A 17,303-nucleotide genomic window follows, 5' to 3' on the forward strand; every position below is an offset into this window, starting at 1 on the left:
CCCTAGCGGATTGATGGCGATACGTTAGCGAGCGCCCGACCCGCCGCCAAGCTCGCCGCGACGGACGGCCCGCCGGGCGGAGCGAGTGGCAGGACGCGGCGGAATCCGACACAAATGGCATGATGCCCGTCTCGAATCAGGCCTTCATCGCCGTGCGCAAGACCGACTCTTCCGTCAGGCCGCTCGATCCGCTCTGGCAACCGCCGGCGATCATCTGGACGCTGCTGGGCGGCCAGGGACTGGCCATCGTCCTCGCCTTGGCGCCGGGACTCACGCTGGATCGCATGGTGTACTTCGGCCTGGCGTCGTTCGGCGCGATGTGGGTTTGCCTGTTGAGCCTGGCGATGCTGTACGTGTTGCGCGTGCCCCTGGAACGGCTCAGGCCGGTCCACATCGCCCTCGTCGCCCTCGTGCTGCTGCTGCTGAACACGTGGCTGGCCGCATTCACCATCACCCAGTTGCTGGGATCGGCGCTTTCGCAAACGTTCCCCGATGTACGGACCCTGCTGCTGCAACTCACCGGCATCGCGTTGACGGTGGGCGTGCTCGGTTTCGCCGCGTTCCAGAGCCACTGGCGCGCGCAGAAGCTCGCGCTGCATGCGAAGCAGTCCGAGCTGGAAGCCCTGCAGGCCCGCATCCGTCCGCACTTCCTGTTCAACACGCTCAACACCGGGGCGGCGCTGGTGCATCGCCGGCCGGAGGAAGTCGAGCGTTTGCTGTTGGACCTGGCCGACCTGTTCCGCGCGGCGCTCGCGGGGCCGCGCGACATTTCGCTGGAGGACGAGCTGGCGCTCGCCCGACGCTATCTGGAAATCGAATCGCTGCGCTTCGGCGAACGCCTGCGCATCGAATGGAAGCTGCCGCGCGAGATCCCCCACGTGATGGTGCCGGCGCTGTCGATCCAGCCGCTGGTGGAGAACGCGATCCGCCACGGCATCGAACGTCGCCCCGAAGGCGGCGAGATCGAGATCGCGGTGTCGACGATGCCCGAGACCGTCATCGTGCGGATCATCAACCCGCTCGCGCCCGGCGGCGAGAACCGGCCGGGCCATCAGGTCGGATTGAACGCCTCGCAGGTGCGCATCGAAGCGCTGACCGGCGGTCGCGGCAGCGTGCTGACGCAGCAGGAAGGCCGGCGGTTCATCGCGACGGTGCGGTTGCCGACGGACGCCTGATCACCGGTCCACGTGCGCCGGCATGACGAAGGCCGGCGCCAACCGCGCCGGCCTTCGGTGAGGCCTTATGCCACCACGCGATAGCAGGGCTTGTATTCGCCCGCGATCTTCATGCGGCGCTGTTCGACGAACGCGCGCAGCAGCGCGTCGAGCGACTGCATCATGTCCGGATCGCCGTGGATCTCGAACGGTCCGAACTGCTCGATGCGGCGCATGCCGTCTTCCTTCACGTTGCCGGCGACGATGCCGGAGAACGCACGACGAAGATCCGCCGCCAGTTCGTGCGGCTTGCGGCCGTGGTGCAGGTCGAGCGCGGCCATCGCTTCGTGCGTCGGCACGAACGGACGCTGGAACGTCAGCGGAATGTCGATCGACCAGTTGAAGAAGAACGAGTCCTTCTGCGCGATGCGATGCTCGCGCACCTTGCGGATGCCCGTGGCCATGCGCCTGGCCACCTGGTCGGGATCGCCGATGACGATCTCGTAGCGCGAGGTCGCCGCCTCGCCGAGCGTGAGGCGGATGAACCTGTCGATCTGCTCGAAGTACGGCGCCGCCGATGCCGGGCCGGTGAAGATCAGTGGGAACGGCAGGTTCGCGTTCTCCTCGCGCAGCAGGATGCCGAGCAGGTAGAGGATTTCCTCCGCCGTGCCGACGCCGCCCGGGAACACGATGATGCCGTGGCCGATGCGGACGAACGCCTCCAGGCGCTTCTCGATGTCCGGCATGATCACCAGGTGGTTGACGATCGGGTTCGGCGATTCGGCCGCGATGATGCCCGGCTCGGTGATGCCGATGTAGCGCGTCTTGAAGCGGCGCTGCTTGGCGTGCGCGATCGTCGCGCCCTTCATCGGGCCCTTCATCGCGCCCGGGCCGCAGCCGGTGCAGATGTCCAGCCCACGCAGGCCCAGTTCGTACCCGACCTGCTTGGTGTAGACGTATTCGTCGCGCGAGATCGAATGGCCGCCCCAGCACACGACCAGGTTCGGATCGGTCGGATGCAGGATGCGCGCGTTGCGCAGCAGGCCGAACACCGCGTCGGTGATGCCTTCGGTGCTCTCCAGGTCGCGACCGCAGTCGGGGCCGAGGTCCATCGCCGTGTAGGCGAGATCGCGCACCACGGCGAACAGCAGCTCGGCCACGCCGCGGATGATCTCGCCATCGACGAACGCCATCGCCGGCGCGTTGTGCAGGTCGATGCGCATGCCGCGATCCTGCTGGTGCACTTCGATGTCGAATTCGGGATACAGCTCGCGCGCGGCGCGCGGATCGTCGGACGCGCTGCCGCTGGTCAGCACGGCCAGCGCGCAGCGGCGCAGCAGGTCGTGCATGCCGGTGGAGACGTCGCGCAGGCGCGCGACCTCGGCGTGCGAGAGGACGTCCAGTCCGCCCTTCGGATAGATCCGGGCGTTGACGGTGGGAAGGGTGGTTTCCAGCGGGATGGCGGTGCTCATGTGGTTCTTCATTCGTTCTCGTTCTTCAGCCCTGCGACTCTAGCCCCCTGCCCCATAAAAAGAAAACGGCCGGGGAAACCCGGCCGTTTTCGGTGCAGCGATGACGCCTGGAACTTAGAACTTGTAGCGGAAGCCCAGCTGCAGCGACCACTGCGACACGCCCTGGTTGAAGCCGTCGGCGTCCGCGTTGGCGACCGCCGGAGCTTCCACCGAGTCCGGCGAGAAGTTGTAGATGTACTTGCCGGTGGCCGGATCGATGCCCACCGCGCGCAGCACGGTCTGGTCGGCGAAGAAGCCGTAGTCGTAGATGTGGCCCCAATCCTTGTTGAGCAGGTTGCCGACGTTGATGATGTCGAGCCAGATCTCGGACTTGTGGCCCTCGAAGAAGCCCGGCAGTTCCTGGCTGATGCGGACGTCGAAGGTGTTCACCCACGACGCGCGACCGGCGTTGGCCGGAGCCACCTGGCCGGCGTAGCGGGCCAGTTCCGGATTACGCGCGAGCCAGTCGAAGAACTCCGCTTCCATCGCCGCGCCACCGGTGAACAGCACGTCGCCCGGGCCGTTCGGCACGTAGAACAGGTCGTTCGTGCGGCTGTCGCCGTTCATGTCGTTGGTGAAGACGTAGCTGAACGGACGACCGCTGCGGCCTTCGTAGAACAGGCCGACGCTGGTGGTGTTGTCGCCGAAGAACTTGTGCTTCCAGTTCAGCTGGCCGGAGATGCGGTCCTTGATCTCGTAGCGAGCCGTCGAAGCGACTTCCTCGTTGGCCTGGAACACGTAGTTGTAGTTCCAGCCCGAGGTCGCGGTGGAGCTGGTCAGGCCGCTGACTTCGGTGGCGTTGGTGTAGGTGTAACCCAGCGACCAGGACCAGTCGCTCGCCTCGGTCCACGGCTTGCTCAGGCTGACCGTGAACTGCTGGCTCTCGCCCTTGTCGGTGGTGTCGAGCAGCAGCACGTCGCCGAAGCGCGGATCGCGGTTGGCGCGGGCCGACGAGAACGTGTTCGGGTTGCGCCAGTACAGCGCGCGACCGTCCTGGCCGGCGGCGGTCGACTCGCCGATGTCCAGGCGCTTGTAGAACAGGCCGCTGTTGACGCTGGTCAGCAGCAGCTCGGCCGAACCGACCAGGCCGTACCACGGCAGCTCATGATCGAACGCCAGGTTGGCCTTCCACACCGACGGCGCTTCGAAGTCCGGCGAGATGAAGTTGACGTTCTGGCGCGGCGTGGACGGGGTGACGCCCGGCTGCGCGAACTCTTCGACCTGCGTGTAGGTCAGGCCCGTGGTGTTGTAGGCGTTGGACAGCCACACCTGCGGCGAATCGCCCTGGAACAGGCCCAGGCCGCCGCGCAGCTGCGTCGGACGCTCGGTGTCGAAGGTGTAGTTGAAGCCGAAGCGCGGCTGCCACAGCCACTCGTCGCCGCCCACGTCGCTGTTGTCGTAGCCGTAGACTTCCTGCGCAAGCGCGTTGTGCGCCGGGTTCTCGTCGATCTTGAAGCGATCGCCGCGCACGCCGAAGGTCAGCGTCAGGTTCGGGCTGACGTACCACTGGTCCTGCACGAACACACCCATCGCCTTGTAGGTGTAGTCGGAGGCCATGTTGTTGACGTCGCCGCCGAGCGGGGTGCGGAACTGGCGGTAGCTCCAGCGGCCGGCACGGAAGTCTTCCATGCTGTTGTAGGTGTAGTAACCGTCGACGTACGGCGCGTAGAGATTGAAGATCTCGTTCGTCGAGTAGTCCGCACCGAACTTCAGATCATGGTCGCCCAGGGTGAACGTACCGGCGCCGAAGTAGTTCCAGGTCTTGGTGAACAGGTCGTTGTACTGCGAGTTCGTTTCCGTACCCAGGTACAGCTGCGGACGCTGACCGACGCCGTCGTCGTTCGCGTCGCCGTAGGCGAGTTCGATCGCCGGCGTGCCCTGCGTCGGGGTGTTGCGGATCGCGGAGTAGTCGCGGTACGAGACCTTGAACTCGGTCGAGAACGTATCGGTCCAGTCGCTGAAGAGCTGGGCGACGTAGTTCTCGATGGTCTTGTCGTGCTGGTACCAGTACGAGCTCAGCGAGGCCGCGCCCGTGCTGCCGGAGAAGAAGCCGTTGAGGCGCAGCTTGCTCTGCTCCAGCTTGCTGTAGCGGAAGTCGGCGCGGTGGTTGTCGCTGATGTTCCAGTCGAGCTTGACCGCGTATTCCTCGAGGTCCGTGTCGCCGTCGCTGCTCAGGTCGCCCGCGTCGAACGGCGCGAAGTTGCCGTTGCCGGCCAGGGCGATGTCGCGCGCTTCGGCCGGATCATCCGACGGGATGATGCCCAGGCCCAGCGGCGTGTTGGCGATGTCGGCGCCCGGCGCGGCCTGCTTGAACTTCTCGTAGTTGGCGAAGAAGAACAGCTTGTCCTTGACCAGCGGACCGCCGAGGGTCATGCCGTAGGTTTCTTCCTTGGTGAAGCCGTTGAACGGCGCGCCGGTCGGGTCGTCGCCGAACCAGTCGCCATCGCGGTAGTAGCCGTACACCGAACCGTGGAATTCGTTCGTGCCCGACTTGGTCACCGCGTCGACCACCGCGCCGGTGGCGCCGGTGATGGTCACGTCGTAGTTGGCCAGGTCGACGTTGATCGCTTCGATGGCTTCCATCGAGACCGGCTGGCGGCGGGTCGGCATGTTGTTGCCTTCCAGGCCGAAGGTGTCGGAAGCCGACACGCCGTCGATGCGGATGGCGTTGTAGCGCGGGTTCTGGCCGCCGGCGCTGATGCTGCCCGAGGCGCGATCGATGAACGCCACGCGCGGATCCAGGCGCATGTAGTCCTGGATGTTGCCGCCGTTGGTCGGCAGGGCTTCGATGGTCTGGCGGGAGACGGCGGTGCCGGCGCCCATCTTGGTCGCGCTGAAGACATCCGAACCGCCGACGGCGACCGCGGTCACCGAGTCCAGCGTGGTCACGTCGCCGGTGAGGGCGGCGTTGATCGTGTTGATCTTGTTGAGGTCGAGGTAGACGTTGTCTTCCGTCTTCGTGCCTTCGCCCGACTTGGTGATGGTCACCGTGTACGGACCACCGACGCGCAGGCCGCGCGCGGCGTAACGACCGCTCGCGTCGGTCGTGGCGCGGCTCACCGTGCCCGATTCGACGTGGGTGATGACGACTTCGGCGCCGGCGACCGGCTGGCCGTCGTTGCTCGTCACCATGCCGCCGACACCGGCGGAGGTGGACTGCGCGAACACGGGAGCGGCAGCCAGGGCGGCAAGCAGGCCAAGCGTGAGCTTGGACATGCGGACGCGGTTGGGATGGGTCATTACGATGGCCTCGATTACAGGGTTCACAAGAGGGATGTCAGGCGCGACCCCGGTCGCGCCTGAGCAGGAAATGGTTTTCGCCCCCTGGGGCGTCGGGCCGGAGCCCGCCGGTTAACGTCAGTTTAACAGGCTAGGAGGGGTGTGTGACAGGGACGTGACGGCGGTCACCAACGGCCACACGCCGTAAACCTGCCCTGACGCAGGTTCCCGCCGTCATGCGTCAACGCCGATGCGAAAACGCCCGACCCGGCAAAACCGGATCGGGCGTCGCCGACTCGCGCGCGTTATGGAGGCGAGATCTGGAGGTACGTACCCAGGCCGTCGAGCAGCATCTGCACGGAGATCGCCACCAGCAGCATGCCCATCAGGCGTTCGATGGCGGTCAGCGCGCGGCGGCCGAGCAGCTTGTAGAGCAGCGTGGCCGAGAACAGGATCGCCGCCGTCGCGCCCCAGGCGATCAGCAGCGCGAGACTCCATTCGTTGAGGCGCTCGGGCTCGTTGCTGCCCATCAGCATCACTGCCGCCATGCCCGATGGGCCGGCGACCAGCGGAATGGCCATCGGCACGATGAAGGGCTCGCCGTCGGGGATCTCGCCCATCAGGCCTTCCGGCGGCGGAAAGATCATGCGGATGCCGATCAGGAACAGCACGATGCCGCCGGCGATCGACACCGACTCCTGACGCAGGTGCATCAGTTCCAGCGCGTACTTGCCGCCCCACAGGAACATCATCAGCACGGCGAACGCGATCAGCAGCTCGCGCGCGAGCACGATGCGCTGGCGTTGCGGCGGCAGGCCGCGCAGCAGGCTCAGGAAGACCGGCACGTTGCCGAGCGGGTCGAGGATGAGGAACAGCAGCAGCGCTGCGGAAGCGATGGTCATGGACGTTCCGTCATTGCAGCTGGGTCAGCGCGACCGCGGCGGGCTTCGGCGCCCACACCTGTCCGCGATGGACGGCACCGGCGGACGACAGCAGCGTCACGCAGGCGGCGGCGTAGGCCGTCGGTTCGACGGCGGCGCGATCGTTCTCTTCCACGTAGGCCTTCGCGCGCAGCGGCGTGCGCATCGGGCCGGGTCTCAGGCCGGCGACTCGGATCGGCGAGTTGGCGAGTTCGGCGTGCAGCATGCGCACCAGGCCTTCGCGGCCCTGCTGCGCGAGGCCGTATCCGCCCCAGTACGCCTGGCCGACGCGCGCGAGGTCGTCGACGACGAACACCACCGCTGGGTCCTCCGCCTTCGCCAGCAACGGCAGGCACGCCTGCGTGAGCCACCACGGCGCGGTGAGGTTCACGTGCACGGCGCGCGCGAACGTCGCCGGATCGGTCTGCGCCAGCGGCGTGAGGCCGGCAAAATCGGCGGCGCAATGCAGCACGCCGTCGAGCCGTCCGAGTTCGGCTTCGATGCGCTGCGCGAGCTCGGCGTAGTCGTCGGCGCTGGCGCCTTCGAGGTCGAGCGGGTACAGCAGCGGCTCGGGCCCGACCTGCGCCAGCGCGTCGTACACGCGATTCAACTTCGGCACCTTGCGGCCGAGCAGCACGACCGTGGACCCGGCGCGTGCGCAGGCCTGCGCCGCCGCGCTGCCCAGCCCCCCATGCGCGCCGGCGACCAGGACGACGCGTCCTTCGAGCGCCGCTCCGGCCCGGGCGCCCTGACCTTCCGACGGACTCACTGGCGCTGCGTCTCGCTGATCATGCGCGCCAGTTCCCCCGACTCGAACAGCTCCAGCGTGATGTCGCAACCGCCGATCAGCTCACCGTGGATGAAGAGCTGCGGGAAGGTCGGCCAGTTCGAATAGCGCGGCAGGTTCGCGCGGATCTCCGGATCCTCCAGCACGTTGACCGTATGCAGCTGCGTCGCGCCGGCGGCCTTGAGCGCCTGGACCGCGCGGCTGGAAAAGCCGCACATCGGGAACTGCGCGGTGCCCTTCATGAAAAGGACGATGGGATGGCTTTCGACCTCGGCCTGGATCCGCTCCATCACGGACATGGCGACAACTCCTGCAATGGTGCGTTGCCGGGCGGTTGACGGCACGGCAACGGAACGTGGGGATAGAATGTCCAATTGTAAGCCTTCCGCAAGCCGCGGACGCGCGCAGTTCACCAGCGCCGCCCGGCATTCCCTAGCCAGCCCCCAGGAGCCCGCAATGGCCATCGAACTGCCCCCCCTGCCCTACGACCGCACCGCGCTGGAACCGCACATCTCGGCCGAGACGCTCGACTACCACCACGGCAAGCACCACAAGACCTACGTGGACAACCTCAACAAGATGATCGAGGGCACGGAGTTCGAGCAGCTGTCGCTGGTGGAGATCATCCGCAAGGCGCAGGGCGGCATGTTCAACAACGCCGCGCAGGTATGGAACCACACCTTCTACTGGAACTGCCTCTCGCCCAACGGCGGCGGCGAGCCGACCGGCAAGCTGGCCGAGCTGATCAACAAGGCCTTCGGCGACTTCGCCAAGTTCAAGGACGAGTTCTCGAAGCTCTCCATCGCCACCTTCGGTTCGGGCTGGGGCTGGCTGGTGCAGCGTCCGGACGGATCGCTGGGCCTGGTGAGCACCTCCAACGCCAACACCCCGATCACCGGCGACGACACCCCGCTGCTGACCTGCGACGTGTGGGAACACGCGTACTACATCGACTACCGCAACGCCCGCCCGAAGTACGTCGAGGCGTTCTGGAACCTGGTCAACTGGGACTTCGTGGCGTCGAACCTGAAGTAAGTTCGCGTCGCGTTTCGAGATGCGAGAACGGCCGGGGAAACCCGGCCGTTTTCTTTTCCGCGCGGCGCCATGCAGGCGAACCCCATTCGGCCAAGGCGCGAATCCGTGGATGCGCGAACAGCGTCGCGTCAGCGCAACGCCCCGATCACCGGCGCCACCCGCGCTTCACGCCCCAGCCGTGCCTTTGTAGCCCGGGTAAGCGCAGCGCACCCGGGGCGACGTCTCCGCGTCGATGCACGTCGATCCCGGGTGCGCTTGGCTGACCCGGGCTGCAACGGCAGGCGATCGTCATTCCGCCAAGGCGCGAACCCGTGGAGGCGCGAACGACGTCGCGTCAGCGCAAGGCCCCGATCACCGGCGCCACCTGCGCCTCACGCCCCAGCGCCGCACCGACGCGCTCCAGCGACATCGCCAGCGCATTCGCATCGTCCGCGCGCAACGTCGCGTGGCCGACCTTGCGGCCCGCGCGCGGCAGCTTGCCGTAGTCGTGCCAGTGGCCGCCGGGCTCGCGCAGCATCGGCAGCGCGTCGGGCATCTCGCCGATCCAGTTGAGCATGCACGCCAGCCCGACCATGCGCGTGTCGCCCAGCGGCAGGCCGAGCACCGCGCGCAGGTGGTTCTGGAACTGGCTGGTCTCGCTGCCTTCGATCGTCCAGTGGCCGGAGTTGTGCACGCGCGGCGCGAGCTCGTTGGCGAGCAGTTCGCCGTCGCGGCAGAACAATTCGAGTGCGAACACGCCGACGTAATCCATCGCCTCGGCGAGGCGGCGTGCGTAGTCGTAGGCGATCTCACCGAGCGCGGTGTCCACGCGCGCCGGCGCGAGGCTCGCCGAGAGCACGCCATCGACGTGCCAGTTCTCGGTAAGCGGCCATGCGCGGAATTCGCCATCGCGACCGCGCACGGCGACCACCGACAGCTCGCGCTGGAAGTGCACGAAGCCTTCCAGGATCAGCCCGACCTTCGGCGCCTGCGCACCGAGCGCGTCCCACGCGGCATCGGCATCGGCGAGCGTCCTGATGCGGAACTGGCCCTTGCCGTCGTAACCGAGCCGACGCGTCTTGAGGATGCACGGCGTGCCGATGTCGGCGAGTGCGGCATCGAGCTGCTCGCGCGTGTCGATCGCCCCGAACGGCGGCACCGGAATGCCCAGTTCGCGGAACAGCGTCTTCTCGGCCAGGCGATCCTGCGCGGTCGCGAGCGCGCCGGGATTCGGGAACACCGGCACGCGCTCGCTCAACCATTGCGCCGATTCGGCCGGCACGTTCTCGAAATCGAACGTCGCCACGTCCACGCGCGAGGCGAATTCGGCCAGCGTGGTTTCGTCGCGGTAATCGCCCACGACCATCGGCGCGAACTGCCCCGCGCACGCGTCGGCGACGTTGTCCATCACGAGGAAGCGCAGGCCGAGCGGCGCGCCCGACAACGCGAGCATGCGCGCGAGCTGGCCGCCGCCGAGGATGCCGACCGTGGTCATTTGCGCGGATCGTCGTTGGCCAGCACGTCGTCGGTCTGGCGGGTACGGAAGGCGTCGAGCGCCGCGCCGATCGCGGGCTGCTCGTTCGCCAGCAGCGCGGCGGCGAACAGCGCGGCGTTGGCCGCGCCGGCGTTGCCGATGGCGAAGGTGGCAACGGGAATGCCCGCCGGCATCTGCACGATCGACAGCAGCGAATCCATGCCGTTGAGCGCCTTGCTCTGCACCGGCACACCCAGCACCGGAACGGCGGTCTTGGACGCGAGCATGCCCGGCAGGTGCGCCGCGCCGCCGGCGCCGGCGATGATCGCGCGCAGGCCGCGCGCCTTCGCCGTGGCCGCGTATTCGAAGAGCACGTCCGGCGTGCGGTGGGCGGACACCACGCGCACTTCGTGCGGGACGCCCAGCGCCTCCAGCTTCGCGGCGGCATGCTGCATCGTCTCCCAGTCGGAGCGCGATCCCATCACGATGCCCACGAGCGGGGCGGCGGCAGTTCCGGACATTGGGCGGGTCCTGAGACAAAGACGTATTCTAACGCCCCGTCTTCCCCCGGCACCGCATTCCATGGACCGCAAGCTGCTCGACCTGCTCGTCTGCCCCACCACCCGCCAGCCGCTGCAGATGCTGGACGGCCGGGGCCTCACGGCGCTGAACGCCGCGATCGAGTCCGGCGGGCTGCAGCGCGCCGACGGCAGCGCCCAGACCGAGCCGCTGCGCGAGGCGCTGGTCACGCGCGATCGCCGCACCGTCTACCGCATCGACGACGGCATCCCGGTGCTGCTGGCCGAGGAAGCCATCGCCACCGCGCAGATCCCGGCCTTCCCCGGCGCATGAGCGCCTTCGCTCCGCCGCCGGCAGAGGCCGTCGCGCAGGACGTCGCGCTCGCGCTCGCCGAGGACCTGGGCGACGGCGACGTCACCGCGGCGCTGCTGCCGGACGTCGCCGACGACGCGTACCTGCTGTGCAAGGAAGACGCCGTCGTGTGCGGGCGGCCGTGGTTCGATGCCTGCCATCGCGCACTCGATCCGCTGGTACGCATCGACTGGCGCGTGGACGAAGGCGACCGCGTGAAGGCCGGCACGGTGCTGGCGACGCTGCACGGCCGCGCGCGTGCGCTGGTGAGCGCCGAGCGTGCATCGCTCAATTTCATGCAGACGCTGTCGGGCACGGCCACGACCACCGCGACCTACGTCGAAGCGGTGCGCGGTACGGCGGCGAAGATCCTCGACACGCGCAAGACCCTGCCTGGCCTGCGCCAGGCGCAGAAGTACGCCGTGCGCGTCGGCGGCGGCGTCAACCATCGCATCGGCCTGTTCGACGCGGTGATGCTCAAGGAAAACCACGTGCGCGCGGCCGGCTCGATCGCCGCGGCGATCCGCGCCGCACGCTCGATGCATCCGGCGTTGCCGCTGATCGTGGAAGTCGAATCGATCGCGCAGCTGCGCGAAGCGCTGCACGAAGGCTGCGACCGCATCCTCATCGACGATTTCGATGCGGCGATGCGGCGCGAGGCGGTGCGTATCGCGCACGAGGCGCCGGTCGCCCGGCGCATCCCGCTGGAGGTATCCGGCGGGGTCGACATGCAGACCCTGCGCGCGATCGCCGAAGACGGCGTGGACTGCATCTCGATCGGCGGACTGACCAAGCACGTCCGCGCGATCGACCTGTCGCTCAAGCTCGGTCCGCCGCCTGCCTGAGGCGGCGGCGCGTCAGGGCATCAGCACCACGGCCGCGGCACCCGCGGCGGCCAGCGCAAGCACCAGCGCAACCCAGGGCCACGGCGAACGCCGCGACTGCGGCTTGCGCATCGACGTCGCCACCACCTGCACCGGCTCCGTCGCCGCCGCGCCGGCCAGGCGGAAACGCAGCACGTCGAAGGCGAGTTCGTCGCCGACCTTCGCCTCGCCGCGCAGGACGCGCTTGCCGTTGAGAAAGGTGCCGTTGCTGGAGCCAAGGTCCTCGACCTGCACTCCGGCGTCGGTGGGAATGAGCCGCGCGTGCATGCGCGACAAACCCGGCGCATCGAAACGCAGGTTGCAGTCCGGTCCGCGGCCGACGGTCAGCACGCCGACGATCGCATCGCTGCGCGTGCCCAGCTCCGCCGAGACGCTGCGCAGGAAGAAGCGCGGCAGCACCGGACGCACGGCGGTGACGCCGGGGTCGTCGTTGGCGGACACCAGATCCGGCCCGGGCACCGACTGGCGCGCGACCACCGGCGGCGGACCGAGCGCGGCGAGCTTGGCCTGCACCTGGTCGAAGCCGACGCTGTCGCCTGGGCGTAGCGCGATCAGGCCCTGCACCTGCCGTCCGTTGACGCTGACCGTGGTGCCGGCCGGCACGTCGAGCATCACGCCCTGCGCGGTGACGTGCAGTTGGCAGTGTTGCGGCATGACGCCGGGACGGTCGATGACGATGGTGGATTCCGGATCGGAGCCGACGCGGTTTACGCCGTGACCGAGCAGTACCTGCGGGTGTTCGCCACCCGGAAAGACGAGTTTCAAGCGGGATCTGCCCCCTGCAGCGGTTCCCTGGTCCGACTGTGCCGACAGGCCTGCGCTCCGGAACTTGCGAGCGGCGCGGCACGTCGCCACAGTAATCGGCATGACTCTACTGATCTTGATGATCGTCGCTGCGATGGCGTTCGCATTCTGGAGCGCCAGCCGTGCCGCCGCCGAACGCGCCGAAGCCGTCGGGCGCGACGCCTGCCGCGCCGCCGGCGTGCAGTGGCTGGACCAGAGCGTGCACGCGATCGGCATTCGGCTGTATCGCCAGGAGAGCGGCTGGCTCGGCTTCGAGCGCACGTTCCGCTTCGATTACTCGATCAACGGCGAGGACCGCCACGTCGGCAAGCTGGTGCTGCGCGGCGAGCGGCTGGTGGCGTTCACCGGGCCGGTGACGCGGGAGCCTTCGGCTTTGCATTAGCCCGGGCAAGCGAAGCGCACCGGGGTTCGCGGGCGCCCATCCTGGGTGCGCTTCGCTTACCCGCGTTACAAACGCCGGCGCGCTGATGCGGGAACAAGCCGGGTTCCCCGCCTCGCGGGGATGACCTATCGGCAGACGCGCCCGCGCTTCGCGCGAACGCGCCGATGCGTCACTTCACGATGCGCAGGTGCGCCCCGCGCCGCGGCGTCGGCGTCGGCGTCTGCGGGCCCTCGTCGTCGCCGTCGGGCGCCGGCTCGCTCGGCACGGCGCTGAGCGGACTTGCGGGCGTTTCGTCGGCCAGTTCGATGTCGACCTCGCCTTCCTCTCCCGCCGCATGGATGTCTTCGGGCAACGCCATGCCCTGCCCCGTTTCGCGCGCGTAGATCGCCAGCACCGCCTGCACCGGCACCGTCACCGGATAGCTCACGCCGCCGAAGCGGGCACTGAAGCGGATGGCGTCGTTGGCCATCTCCAGGCGCGACACCGCGCGCTCGGCGATGTTGAGGACGATCTTGCCGTCCTTCACCGCATGCGTGGGCACCTGCACGCCGTGGCGGGTGGCATCGACCAGCAGGTGTGGCGTCATGCCGTTGTCGGCGATCCACTCGTACAGCGCCCGCAGCAGGTACGGACGATGGCTGGTCATCGAAGAAGTGCTTTCCTGACTCATGTCGGGAGTGTAGCGCCGCGGGGTCGCCCCCAGGTACACGCGCGGCGTGCTCGGCGTCGGCCAAACGGACGCGCGGGAAGCGAAAACGGGCCCGAAGGCCCGTGTCGTTCTCGCACCCGATCAGGCCCCCTCAGGCTGGCAGTTCGCGCAGCTTGCGTTCCTGTTCGGTCAGGCTGCGGGTGAAGCCGGGGTTGCGGAAGATGCGGTTGCCGTAATCCTCGATGGCCTTGCCGTCCTTCGGCAGCGGCACGCCCAGCGCGTCCAGGCGCCAGATGATCGGCGCCATCGCGCAGTCGGCCAGGCTCATTTCGGGGTTCAGGAAGAACTTGCTCGCCTTGAACAGCGGGACCGATGCGGTCAGCAATTCCTTCAGGCGTTTGCGGCCGGCTTCGGCCTGGGCCTTGTTGCCCAACTGGATGGCCTGCACCTGCGGCACCCAGTCGTGCTCCAGCCGCAGCATCGCCAGGCGCAGGCGCGCGCGGGAGAGCGGATCGACCGGCATCAGCGGCGGATGCGGATAGCGTTCGTCGAGGTATTCGCTGACCACGCTGGCCGCGTAGAGGACCAGGTCGCGCTCGACCAGCGTCGGCACCGAGTGGTACGGGTTGAGGTCGACCAGGTCTTCCGGCGGGTTCTGCGGATCGACCGGCACCAGGTCGTACGTCACGCCTTTCGCGGCCAGCACCAGGCGCACGCGATGGCACAGCACGCAGTCGGTGGAAGAAAACAGCGTCAGGGCATTGCGCATACGTGGACTCGCCGCCATTCGACCTCTCCGGCCACCGGATTCCGCCGGTGGTTAGACGCCGTCCACCCCGTGTGGACGGTCGTCACGGCCTCGATCAGCTGCTGCTGCCTGCAAACCAAGGAGCCCGCACATTCCTGTACGGGCTCCAAGGGATACAGCATGCGATCAGTGCTTGTCCACGTCCCGCCAGTACTCGTGCTTGAGCAGGTAGGCCAGCAGGGTGAACATCGCCAGGAACAGGATCACCCACACGCCCATGCTCTGGCGCTTGAGGGCGGCCGGTTCGCCGGCGTACTCGAGGAATGCCGTGATGTCGCGCACCGACTGGTTGAACTCCTCGGCGCCCTGGTGACCCGGCTGGGTGACCTTGAGGCCCAGCACCGGCCGCTCGCCGGTGGCCTTGTCGGCCTCGCCGAACTCGGCGTGCTGCAGGCCCTGCAGCTCCCACAGCGGGTTCGGCATGGAGGCGTTCGGGAACAGCTTGTTGTTCCAGCCCAGCGGACGCGATTCGTCCAGGTAGAACGACTTGAGGTAGGTGTAGATCCAGTCGCTGCCGCGGACGCGGGAGATCAGGCTCAGGTCCGGCGGCATCTTGCCGAACCACTGGTTGGCGTGGTCCGGGGTCAGGCTGACCTGGATCTGCTCGCCGAACTTGGCGCCGGTGAAGTTGAGGTTGTTCATCACCTCTTCTTCGGTCAGGCCCAGGTCCTCGGCCATGCGCGAGTAGCGCAGGTACTTCAGCGAGTGGCAGCCGGAGCAGTAATTCATGAACAGCTGGGCGCCGCGCTGCAGCGACGCGCGGTCGCCCAGGTCGGTGCCCGACTGCATCAGGTGGCCGCCCTCGGCTGCCGACGCACTGGTCGTCAGCGCGGCGAAGGACACCAGCAGGCCGGCGGCAAAGGTGGCGAACTTGTTCACGATGCGCATCTTCTGGACGGGGCGGTGGATGGCGTGAGCGGTCATCTCAGTCATGCATCGTCACCCGTTGCGGTACCGGCTTGGTTTTGTCGAGCTTGGTCCAGATCGGCATGCTGATGAAGAAGGCGAAGTACAGGAACGTCAGCACGCGACCGATGATCGTTTCGACCGGATCGGTACCCGGGCCGGCACCGATCTTGCCCAGCCACAGGAAGCAGATGGCGAGGATGGCGAGCATCACCTTGGTGATCCAGCCGCGGTAGCGGTGCGACTTCACCGGCGAGCGGTCGAGCCACGGCACGAAGAACAGGATGGCGATCGCCGCGAACATCACGATCACGCCCAGCAGCTTGTCCGGGACCACGCGCAGCATCGCGTAGTACGGCGTGTAGTACCACACCGGCTTGATGTGCTCCGGCGTCACCAGGCGGTTGGCCTCGGTGAAGTTGTCGTGCTCCAGGAACCAGCCGCCGAAGGCCGGCGCGAAGAAGATCACGAACGCGCAGATGATCAGGAAGAAGCCGACGCCGAACAGGTCCTTCACCGTGTAGTACGGATGGAACGGGATGCCGTCGGCCGGCTTGTTCGGATCCCAGCGGTTGCCCTTCGGACCCTTCTTGATCTCGACGCCGTCGGGGTTGTTCGAACCCACCTCGTGCAGCGCGCCCAGGTGCAGCACGACCAGCAGCAGCAGGACGAGCGGCAGCGCGATGACGTGCAGCGCGAAGAACCGGTTCAGCGTGGCGTCGCCCGGCAGGAAGTCGCCCATGATCCATTCGGTCAGGCCGTTGCCGATGACCGGGATCGCGCCGAACAGCGAGATGATCACCTTGGCGCCCCAGAACGACATCTGGCCCCACGGCAGCACGTAGCCCATGAAGGCCTCGGCCATCAGGACCAGGTAGATCAGCATGCCCAGGATCCACACCAGCTCGCGCGGCTTCTGGTAGGAGCCGTACATCAGGCCGCGGAACATGTGCAGGTACACGACGATGAAGAACATCGACGCGCCGGTGGAGTGCATGTAGCGGATCAGCCAGCCCCACTCCACGTCGCGCATGATGTATTCGACCGACGCGAACGCTTCGGCCGCGGACGGCTTGAAATGCATCGTCAGGAAGATGCCGGTGACGATCTGGTTGACCAGCACCAGCAGCGCGAGCGAACCGAAGTAGTACCAGAAGTTGAAGTTCTTCGGCGCGTAGTACTCGGTCATGTGCTTGCGGTACGCCGGCATCATCGCCGGGGCCCGCTCGTTGACCCAGTCCATCACGCCGTTGGCGGCCTTCGTGAAGATGTTCGCCATGGCTTACGCCGCTCCCTTGCTGCTGGACGACGGGTCGACACCGATGACGATCGTGGTGTCGTTCTCGTAATGGTGCGGCGGCACGAGCAGGTTGGTCGGCGCCGGGACACCCTGGAACACGCGGCCGGCCATGTCGAAGCGCGACTTGTGGCACGGGCAGAAGTAGCCGCCTTTCCATTCGGGATCGAACGGCTCGGGGCGGATCTCGGCCTTCATTTCGGGCGAGCAGCCCAGGTGGGTGCACAGGCCGACGAGGACGGAGATCTCGGGCTTGATCGAACGCAGCTCACCGGTGATGTACGCCGGCTGCTGGTCCTTGTTCTCGGACTTGGGATCGCGCAGGCGCGAATCCAGGGTCGGCAGCGCGTCGAGGATCGCCTTGGAACGCTTGACGATCCAGATGGGCTGCCCGCGCCATTCCAGGATCAGGCGCTGGCCTTCTTCGAGGGCGCTGATGTCGGCGGTCACCGGCGCACCGGCGAGCTTCGCCCGCGTGCTCGGATTCCAGGACTTGATGAACGGCACCGCCACGAAACCGGCACCGACCGCACCGACCACGGCAGTGGTCGCGGTCAGGAACCGACGGCGGCCCTGGTTGACAGGATCGTTGACCCCTTGGTTGGCCATCCGGCACTCCGCAAA

The 17,303-nt window shown here is 67.5% G+C and carries 18 protein-coding genes; 5 read left to right on the forward strand and 13 right to left on the reverse strand.

Features of this window, described 5'->3' with window-relative positions; genetic code table 11:
- Nucleotides 1-119: 119 nt before the first annotated feature.
- On the forward strand, nucleotides 120-1,175 hold the full coding sequence (locus AC3ANK_RS13915) for a sensor histidine kinase (RefSeq protein ID WP_484171461.1): 1,056 nt from the start codon (nucleotides 120-122) through the stop codon (nucleotides 1,173-1,175).
- A 65-nt stretch (nucleotides 1,176-1,240) separates the two neighbouring features.
- Here the strand turns inward: AC3ANK_RS13915 and ppnN are convergent, their stop codons facing one another.
- From ppnN to grxD, 5 genes are all read right to left on the reverse strand, one after another.
- Nucleotides 1,241-2,626, reverse strand: a complete 1,386-nt coding sequence (ppnN, locus tag AC3ANK_RS13920; RefSeq protein ID WP_206861327.1) for a nucleotide 5'-monophosphate nucleosidase PpnN — start codon at nucleotides 2,624-2,626, stop codon at nucleotides 1,241-1,243.
- A 114-nt stretch (nucleotides 2,627-2,740) separates the two neighbouring features.
- Nucleotides 2,741-5,905, reverse strand: coding sequence for a TonB-dependent receptor (locus tag AC3ANK_RS13925; protein WP_484171462.1), 3,165 nt, complete (start codon nucleotides 5,903-5,905; stop codon nucleotides 2,741-2,743).
- A gap of 284 nt (nucleotides 5,906-6,189) precedes the next feature.
- Entirely contained in the window at nucleotides 6,190-6,786 is a 597-nt protein-coding gene (locus AC3ANK_RS13930) for a YhgN family NAAT transporter (protein WP_484171463.1), read from the reverse strand.
- 10 nt (nucleotides 6,787-6,796) lie between these two features.
- Nucleotides 6,797-7,573, reverse strand: coding sequence for an SDR family NAD(P)-dependent oxidoreductase (locus tag AC3ANK_RS13935; RefSeq protein WP_484171464.1), 777 nt, complete (start codon nucleotides 7,571-7,573; stop codon nucleotides 6,797-6,799).
- Nucleotides 7,570-7,890 (reverse strand): Grx4 family monothiol glutaredoxin, encoded by a 321-nt coding sequence (gene grxD, locus AC3ANK_RS13940; RefSeq protein ID WP_206861330.1) that lies wholly within the window; start codon nucleotides 7,888-7,890, stop codon nucleotides 7,570-7,572. Before grxD ends, AC3ANK_RS13935 begins: the two co-directional genes overlap by 4 nt.
- Before the next feature lie 157 nt (nucleotides 7,891-8,047).
- Here grxD and AC3ANK_RS13945 point away from each other — a divergent pair, with 157 nt between their 5' ends.
- Entirely contained in the window at nucleotides 8,048-8,626 is a 579-nt protein-coding gene (locus tag AC3ANK_RS13945) for a superoxide dismutase (protein WP_206861331.1), read from the forward strand.
- 334 nt (nucleotides 8,627-8,960) lie between these two features.
- Here AC3ANK_RS13945 and AC3ANK_RS13950 read toward each other — a convergent pair whose 3' ends face one another.
- Nucleotides 8,961-10,100: a 5-(carboxyamino)imidazole ribonucleotide synthase gene (locus AC3ANK_RS13950; RefSeq protein ID WP_484171465.1), complete on the reverse strand. Its 1,140-nt coding sequence runs from the start codon at nucleotides 10,098-10,100 to the stop codon at nucleotides 8,961-8,963.
- Nucleotides 10,097-10,600, reverse strand: coding sequence for a 5-(carboxyamino)imidazole ribonucleotide mutase (gene purE / locus AC3ANK_RS13955; protein ID WP_206861333.1), 504 nt, complete (start codon nucleotides 10,598-10,600; stop codon nucleotides 10,097-10,099). Before purE ends, AC3ANK_RS13950 begins: the two co-directional genes overlap by 4 nt.
- Before the next feature lie 61 nt (nucleotides 10,601-10,661).
- On the opposite strand from purE, the gene AC3ANK_RS13960 reads away from it, so the two are divergent.
- Complete coding sequence (locus AC3ANK_RS13960; protein ID WP_206861334.1) at nucleotides 10,662-10,931, forward strand: Trm112 family protein; 270 nt, start codon at nucleotides 10,662-10,664, stop codon at nucleotides 10,929-10,931.
- On the forward strand, nucleotides 10,928-11,794 hold the full coding sequence (gene nadC, locus AC3ANK_RS13965; RefSeq protein ID WP_206861335.1) for a carboxylating nicotinate-nucleotide diphosphorylase: 867 nt from the start codon (nucleotides 10,928-10,930) through the stop codon (nucleotides 11,792-11,794). Before AC3ANK_RS13960 ends, nadC begins: the two co-directional genes overlap by 4 nt.
- Nucleotides 11,795-11,806: 12 nt before the next feature.
- Here the strand turns inward: nadC and AC3ANK_RS13970 are convergent, their stop codons facing one another.
- The gene (locus tag AC3ANK_RS13970) at nucleotides 11,807-12,598 is read right to left on the reverse strand and encodes an FHA domain-containing protein (protein WP_206861336.1); all 792 of its coding nucleotides are present in this window, start codon (nucleotides 12,596-12,598) and stop codon (nucleotides 11,807-11,809) included.
- A gap of 100 nt (nucleotides 12,599-12,698) precedes the next feature.
- Here AC3ANK_RS13970 and AC3ANK_RS13975 point away from each other — a divergent pair, with 100 nt between their 5' ends.
- Nucleotides 12,699-13,019 carry a DUF3301 domain-containing protein gene (locus tag AC3ANK_RS13975; protein WP_206861337.1) on the forward strand — a complete coding sequence of 107 codons (321 nt, stop codon included), beginning with the start codon at nucleotides 12,699-12,701 and terminating at the stop codon, nucleotides 13,017-13,019.
- 169 nt (nucleotides 13,020-13,188) lie between these two features.
- Here the strand turns inward: AC3ANK_RS13975 and AC3ANK_RS13980 are convergent, their stop codons facing one another.
- The 5 genes from AC3ANK_RS13980 to petA form a co-directional block, all read right to left on the reverse strand.
- Nucleotides 13,189-13,689 carry a ClpXP protease specificity-enhancing factor gene (locus AC3ANK_RS13980; RefSeq protein ID WP_320415182.1) on the reverse strand — a complete coding sequence of 167 codons (501 nt, stop codon included), beginning with the start codon at nucleotides 13,687-13,689 and terminating at the stop codon, nucleotides 13,189-13,191.
- A gap of 130 nt (nucleotides 13,690-13,819) precedes the next feature.
- Nucleotides 13,820-14,455, reverse strand: a complete 636-nt coding sequence (locus AC3ANK_RS13985; RefSeq protein ID WP_158984988.1) for a glutathione S-transferase N-terminal domain-containing protein — start codon at nucleotides 14,453-14,455, stop codon at nucleotides 13,820-13,822.
- Nucleotides 14,456-14,602: 147 nt separating this feature from the next.
- The gene (locus tag AC3ANK_RS13990; protein ID WP_206861649.1) at nucleotides 14,603-15,364 is read right to left on the reverse strand and encodes a cytochrome c1; all 762 of its coding nucleotides are present in this window, start codon (nucleotides 15,362-15,364) and stop codon (nucleotides 14,603-14,605) included.
- Between the two features lie 37 nt (nucleotides 15,365-15,401).
- Nucleotides 15,402-16,661: a cytochrome b gene (locus tag AC3ANK_RS13995; RefSeq protein ID WP_206861339.1), complete on the reverse strand. Its 1,260-nt coding sequence runs from the start codon at nucleotides 16,659-16,661 to the stop codon at nucleotides 15,402-15,404.
- Between the two features lie 3 nt (nucleotides 16,662-16,664).
- Nucleotides 16,665-17,288: a ubiquinol-cytochrome c reductase iron-sulfur subunit gene (gene petA / locus AC3ANK_RS14000; protein WP_484171466.1), complete on the reverse strand. Its 624-nt coding sequence runs from the start codon at nucleotides 17,286-17,288 to the stop codon at nucleotides 16,665-16,667.
- Between the last annotated feature and the right edge of the window lie 15 nt (nucleotides 17,289-17,303).

The organism is Lysobacter sp. SCRH-1R, from assembly GCF_057747855.1.